At 61.3% G+C, this 6,000-nt stretch carries 9 protein-coding genes; 4 read left to right on the top strand and 5 right to left on the bottom strand.

Annotated features, from left to right (window positions below; all coding sequences use genetic code 11):
• The 3 genes from YUU_RS57185 to YUU_RS0137625 all read right to left on the bottom strand — a co-directional run.
• Positions 1 to 173, bottom strand: a 173-nt coding sequence (locus YUU_RS57185) for a helix-turn-helix domain-containing protein (RefSeq protein ID WP_035664449.1), incomplete at its 3' end; no start/stop codon positions are given.
• A 167-nt stretch (positions 174 to 340) separates the two neighbouring features.
• Entirely contained in the window at positions 341 to 736 is a 396-nt protein-coding gene (locus YUU_RS0137630; protein ID WP_027526952.1) for a hypothetical protein, read from the bottom strand.
• 19 nt (positions 737 to 755) lie between these two features.
• Positions 756 to 977 (bottom strand): hypothetical protein, encoded by a 222-nt coding sequence (locus YUU_RS0137625; protein WP_027526951.1) that lies wholly within the window; start codon positions 975 to 977, stop codon positions 756 to 758.
• Positions 978 to 1,620: 643 nt separating this feature from the next.
• Between YUU_RS0137625 and YUU_RS0137620 the strand changes: the two genes are divergently transcribed.
• The 3 genes from YUU_RS0137620 (at position 1,621) to YUU_RS0137610 (ending at position 3,261) form a co-directional block, all read left to right on the top strand.
• A complete protein-coding gene (locus YUU_RS0137620) occupies positions 1,621 to 1,866 on the top strand; it encodes a hypothetical protein (protein ID WP_027526950.1) in 246 nt (81 codons plus the stop codon).
• Positions 1,867 to 2,340: 474 nt separating this feature from the next.
• Positions 2,341 to 2,625, top strand: coding sequence for a DUF3551 domain-containing protein (locus tag YUU_RS57180; protein WP_371260551.1), 285 nt, complete (start codon positions 2,341 to 2,343; stop codon positions 2,623 to 2,625).
• A gap of 207 nt (positions 2,626 to 2,832) precedes the next feature.
• A complete protein-coding gene (locus YUU_RS0137610) occupies positions 2,833 to 3,261 on the top strand; it encodes a GFA family protein (RefSeq protein WP_027526949.1) in 429 nt (142 codons plus the stop codon).
• A gap of 531 nt (positions 3,262 to 3,792) precedes the next feature.
• Here YUU_RS0137610 and YUU_RS0137605 read toward each other — a convergent pair.
• On the bottom strand, positions 3,793 to 4,881 hold the full coding sequence (locus YUU_RS0137605) for an AI-2E family transporter (protein WP_035664441.1): 1,089 nt from the start codon (positions 4,879 to 4,881) through the stop codon (positions 3,793 to 3,795).
• A gap of 165 nt (positions 4,882 to 5,046) precedes the next feature.
• The gene (locus YUU_RS0137600) at positions 5,047 to 5,430 is read right to left on the bottom strand and encodes a hypothetical protein (RefSeq protein WP_027526947.1); all 384 of its coding nucleotides are present in this window, start codon (positions 5,428 to 5,430) and stop codon (positions 5,047 to 5,049) included.
• Positions 5,431 to 5,608: 178 nt separating this feature from the next.
• Between YUU_RS0137600 and YUU_RS0137595 the strand changes: the two genes are divergently transcribed.
• The gene (locus YUU_RS0137595; RefSeq protein ID WP_027526946.1) at positions 5,609 to 5,833 is read left to right on the top strand and encodes a hypothetical protein; all 225 of its coding nucleotides are present in this window, start codon (positions 5,609 to 5,611) and stop codon (positions 5,831 to 5,833) included.
• The last annotated feature ends 167 nt before the right edge of the window (positions 5,834 to 6,000 follow it).

The following is a 6,000-nucleotide window of genomic DNA, read 5'->3' as shown; positions in this document are numbered from 1 at the left end:
CGCAATCCCTCCACACCTTCTGCGCGGAACCGCTTGACCCATTTGGCCACCGTCTTCGGTGTCGTATTGAACAGATCGGCCGCGCCAGCCTGGCTGAGCCCGCCTTGCGCCACGCTTCGGACCATCGCCTCTCGACCTTTGGGCGTCAAAGGCGCATTCTTGTGGACGTTCATCTGGTCTCTCCTTGGAACACTGAAGCTTCGCAACCTCAGCTTCCTCGGTTCAGACCAGATGGACAACCTCCTGACAGGCCACATCTAGATCGGGCATCGCCCCTGCGCAGACCAGCCCAAAACAGCTCCACAAATCAGCAGATTCACCGGCTTGATCTCTGGGGCGGTCACAACAGTTTCGGCGGAAACTTGTTGGCAAGCGACAGGACGGCCATTTCGTCGGTTTCGAGCGCGATCTTCTGCGCGAGCATCACGTCACCGGCTGCTAGAGCACGCGCGGGAACGAAACACCATCCCATCTTCGCCTGTCCTTGTTCATCGATCTCCAGAACATTCCTCATCGTGCCTTGGCGAATTCGATATCGTCGGCCCGTGTGAGAGCCGGTAACATCGAAATGACCTTGGGCATCGAATTGCGCACGCTGCTCAGGAACTAACCATTCTCGCAAAAGACGACGCGCACGCGCCTCCGGAGGATTTTGCGCGACAAAGTTCGAATAGAGCGCACGAAGGGCGCGCAAACGCGCGTTACTGCCAAGACTACTGCGTCTGAACAAAAACATTTGCCATGCAGCGAATGGGCTAGCCGCCAACGAGACGCGGATAGAACAGCGTCTCATCAGCAGTCGGATCAAATGTCCGTACGATGTTGAGATCGCCGGTCGCTGTTCGGGTGGCAGCTGTAAATCCCTGGCCGATCAGCTTGCCAAAGCGTCGCTCAGCCTTGGCCAACCCCTCCCGGTCAGTTTGGTCGAAAAAGTATCTGCTGTCGCCTGTGTGGTCCATCACGATCTGGATACCCATGGAGTATAGCTCCGCAATTCCTACCCCCGACGTGTAGAACCTAGCGACGCCGCCTAGTGTTCCGAGTTCTCGGAAATTTCGTTGTCCTTCTGTTGTGCTCCGCCCATCTGGCGGCGAACGTCCAGCCTAGTCTCAACTTTTTGAAGGTGAGTGGGTATGCCCACTCAACGAAGTCCTGATCCACCGCGACCTGACGCCGGCGCAGCGCGCCGAGCTGATCGCGAAGTGGAAGGCGGCTTATGAAGCGTTCATGGTTCAGCAAAAGCCGTCGGCGCCCATTCACAGCGAAGTTGCGGCCGCCGGCCATGCCGAGGCACGTCCTTGTCGCTGGCTGGCTGGACGCTGGCCTCAATTGGTGCTCGTCGCTCTGGGCTCTGGTGATCGACGGCCTAAGCTTTGGCGAACCAAGCCGCCGAAGCAAACAATCCGTGGTTCGATGCAAAGCTCGCAAGGTCCAAAGACGAGGCCCGAGCGACGGCCTCCGTATGGCCAAGGGGGGCCCGGCCTCAAGGGGTCCGTGCAAGCGTGCATGCAACGTCGATAATGGGGGGCGGCCGCAGTGGCAGTGGGACCGAAGCCGGATTAATGAATGAGCAACGCTGTTGGCATAAAATGAAATCAACTCGCTGCTGGAGACTCGACAATGACCGAGTACGTCATCAGGGAAGTTGGTTCTCGTCAGTGGCTCGTGTTTGCCGATCGACGATGCATCGCTTTTTGTGCCAATGAGAATGAGGCGGTGAAAGCGATGAACGGACACAGTGCGCGCACTCGCCTTGCACGTGATGAGATAACCCCTCAGCCGCTCCAGGAAGCTATCAGTCCTCAGTCGGGAGCGGCTTTCCAAACCCACGGGACGCAGGAGCTCGCTGCCGTTCCGGACGGCTAGGAATCGGTAATCTGCGAGGTGCCTGACGTCGGCGCTTTGACGATGGGATGCGCGCTGTCTGCCGGACTGCACACCGCCCGGTCACCGCCCGATCAGGATCATCTTCGGCGGGGACGGACGGAGCATATCACCGCGCGGCCGAAGCGGCAGCACGACGCCCGAATGGCAAGCGGCTATGGAAGCGCTAGTCCGAGTGGCTGAGCGCGGTGGGCCCGACAATGTTCGCGCGTATCGGCATCACGCGTGCCTTGAACCGTGGCCAGCTACCCCCAAATCTCCACCCGAGACGCAAGCCGGCAAAGACGTACAGGCTCGTCAGATGAATAGAATGATCGGCCGCAGGACCATCTACGCCGTGCTGGTGATCGTGGTGCTGTTGATCATCTGGCAGATTCTTGCATCGCTTTGACTGGCCAACCGGTTCATGCTGGCAGGACTCTTCGCGCCCTAACCTCATGTACCACGACAGGAAATATGATCATGCGCACGATGCTAGTCATATTCGCCTTGCTCGCAGCCAGGACCGCTGCAGTCGCAGGCTCCGCTTCCCCGGTTTCATATGATTATCCCTGGTGCGTCTATGGTGGGGAGCTCGGCTATTCCGGCGACTGCTCTTATGAGACGAGAGAGCAATGCCTGGCGTCCGCGTCCGGCCGGTCGAACGTGATATGTAAAGTAAACCGGCGCCTTCTATTCCAGCAGCAGCAGGCCGTCCCGCAGCAGGATGTGCAACAGCCTCGGGCGCCCCGCAGACATTGAAAAAGGATGCCTCCACTCAGGGTATCGTCGAACCGTGGGCCCGCCAGCGCGAACCGGCGGCTCTAGGCCGCTGACGATCTTTCGGTGCGTCGGATGAGCCGTCGAGCCCTCACGGCCAGCGTTCGCTTCAGATCGTCTCGGCGTTCTCGCGCGGCCAGACTTGACGCTCCGCCTCACACACAGGTCAACAAGGTAGAGGAGACCCCGATGACCACTGCCCGATGCAGTTGCGGCGCCGTGACGCTGTCGCTTCCAGGACCATCCAGACTCGTCGTTGCCTGCCATTGCATCGATTGCCAGCGGCGAACCGGCGCGCCGTTCGGGGTCGGTGCGTTCTATCCCGCCGAGACCATCGCCGTCTCAGGAGAGCCGAAGGAGTTCACTCGTGCTGCTGCTAGCGGCGGGAAGGTGCATAGCTATTTTTGCACGCTCTGCGGCTCGACGGTTTATTGGAAGTCCAGCAATCTTCCTGCGTTCATTGGCGTTGCCGTCGGCGCGATCGCGGACGCAACTAATCCGGCTCCGGTCAGGTCGGTGTTCGAGCAGTCGAAGCATGCCTGGGTTGAAATCGGTGGCGCTGGCGTTGAGCACTTCCAGCAAAGCAGCGCACCCAAGAAACCGGGCGCATCTGACTGATATAGGCCGTATCGACGAGGCATCCGTTTAGCGCGAAGCGGAAAACGAATGCTCGTTGAAGATGAGATTGGCTGATCGCCAGCAGAAGCACGTTGCTGCAACGCACCCCTGGCTCACCTTCTCCGCGATACCATTTTTTCCCGATGACTGAACGCGAGCCGCGATGTTAGGTTGCGCGCACATCATTCCTCCTAGGTCTGATGTGGCGGGCGGTGGCCTTCGGATTGCCGCTCGCTCGTTACTATAGCCGTTTGCGGCCCCGCCTCCGGACCTTTGTTTTCAAGTCCGCAGGGCGATGTTTTTTTGATGCATTTCCCTCCGTTCTTCCCACAGACTCGGAGGCGGGTCCTTTTTCACGTCCGTCCCGTTGCCCCACCCGCATCGGCTCCCATGCCGCGTGGAAGACTACCGACAACAGTGCCGGGTGTAGACCATCAGCTTTGACGTTTGCATCTGGTCGGGCGCGCGGGCCTTGAAGGCCGCCAGCTGGGCGGGGAAAATGTGTCGGCGGCCGCTTCTTCGAGAGCAAGATTAGCCGTCCTTCTTCCCCTCACCGGCATCGGCTCGATCCGTCCTGATCCACGCCATCGTCAACTCCCACGCCACCGACAGCACGATCGGCCCGATGAAGAGGCCGACGATGCCGTGGGCGAGCGTGCCGCCGATCACGCCGACGAAGATCACGATGGTCGGCGTGTTGAGCCCGCGCCCCATCACCAGCGGCTTCAACATGGTGTCGATGAAGCCGACGAGGACGAGGAACACGGTCAGCAGCAGCGCCGTGGTGACGTCCTTTGCGGTCCAGATCCAGATGATCACGGGTAGGAGGACGAGGAAGGCGCCGATCTGCACGATCGACAGCAGCAGCACGATGAACGCGAGCAGGCCGGCGCTCGGCACGCTTGCGAGCTTGAAGCCGACACCGGCGAGCAACGCCTGAACGATCGCAACGCCGATCACCCCTTGCGACACGGCGCGAATGGTCGCGCCCGCGAGCTCCAGGAAATGCTCGCTCTGCTCGGGCACGATGCGAAACAAAAAGCCACGACCGGCGGCGACGAGCCGCGGCCCGTGGGGAAACAGGAAGCCGGCGACGAAGACCGAGACGAGAAACTGCAGCGTCCCGACGCTGGCATCGCCGGCGAGCGACAGCAGCGGTCCGGCCAGCGGCTGGAGATACGGCGCCACCTCGCGCAGCACGGCGCGGATGTTGTTGTAGGCCTGCTCCCAGAGCTCGTAGAGCTGCGGGCCGATGATCGGCCAGGACTTGATCTGCTCCGGCGCCGACTGAAGTGCGAGGTCGCCGGTGCCGAGCTGGCGCGCAAGCTCCCTCGCCCCCTCGACCGCACTCAGCCCCAGCCAGGTCGCAGGGCCAATGACGATGCCGAGCGTCATCAAGGTGAGGATGACCGCCGCCGTCCTGGGACGGCCGCCAAGCAGCTTGGCGAGCCAGCTAAAGGCCGGATAGAACGCGACCGCCAGCACGGCGCTCCAGGTCAGGATCGGCACGAAGGGCCGGATGATGAAGAAGGTCCAGATGATCAGGAGCGCGAGCAGGCCGAGCCGGATCAGAAGCTGGACGATGTCCTCTCCCGTCAGGAACTGGCGGAGGGTTTTCACAGGCGCAGCTTCCCTTGCAATATCAACGCGACTTCCGGCGCCATCGACCGCCGCGATTGGCGCGCGGGGCAGGCCTCGCCTTATTGCCAGCCACGGATCGGGCGTCAAGACGACCCGGCTGCACGGCGCCGCTTGGCAAATTTTGGTCGGGCACGGCCCGGCCGATCACTGCGATTGGCTGTGACCTCGGCTGAGCCAGCCCGGCAATGCCGCTTGTCTGAGCCCGGGGCTGGAGACTGGCCGTTGTTCATCGGAGTCGGTAGCGTCACGCTGATGGCCTTCGTCCTCTGGGCCCGTGCCCCAGAGATGAACACGGTCGCGACCGACAATGGCCTCGAACAGCAACACACCGACGCCCTTGATGCATTCGAGCAGAATGATCATCCAGATCAGCGGCACCATCAGCATGCTCAGGGTCAGCTGGCTGATCGGCGTGTCGAGGACCGCGGAGCTTGGCCCAAAGGCGTGGAAGACGGCCAGTATGATAAGCAGCGTCATCGCTGCCTTCCCCGCCTTCCCGACCCGCTCCAGAACCGAATATTGCGCCATGGATCTCCCCACCGAACGTGGGACGCGGGCGCACCGGAAATGGTTCAACCGCCGAACTGCAAATCCGCAAGGCGGATTTGCCTAACCGCCGTTAACCGGATTTACGCCGATCGATTTACCCGGGTGCAAGCGCTCAGAACCTACACTGGACCGGTCACATCAAACACGTCGCGTTGCCATGGCCAATACCATCTGGACGATCGAAGAATTCTCCTGCCCAAGCTGCAGCATGATCTACACTGCGACGAGGGAGGAGCATGAGGCCAGGCACGCCGGCAGCTTCAAGTGCAGTGTCTGCAACGCGTTGGTCCATACCTGGTCCGGCAACCACCATTTCTTCGGCTGGGAGGCCGTCAAGGCGAAACCGCCGGTGTTCGGCCGTAGGTGGGCCGGGGTGCGCTGATAGGCGCGAATTGCCCCATCGCCACTATTCGCACGACAAGCCGCACTGCGCTTCACACTGATGATCTGACGCGCCAGTCCGTTCGGCGACGTAGCTAGCAGTATGTTGATACCACTGATGTGGCCAGGCGGTTACAGCCGCTGAGCGGCCTGCTGGATACGGTGCAA

The sequence above is a fragment of the Bradyrhizobium sp. Ec3.3 genome (genome assembly GCF_000472925.1).
In the GTDB taxonomy this organism is placed as follows: domain Bacteria; phylum Pseudomonadota; class Alphaproteobacteria; order Rhizobiales; family Xanthobacteraceae; genus Bradyrhizobium.
Note: the sequence above shows the minus strand (reverse complement) of the source record. Positions and strands in the feature narration are given on the sequence as shown.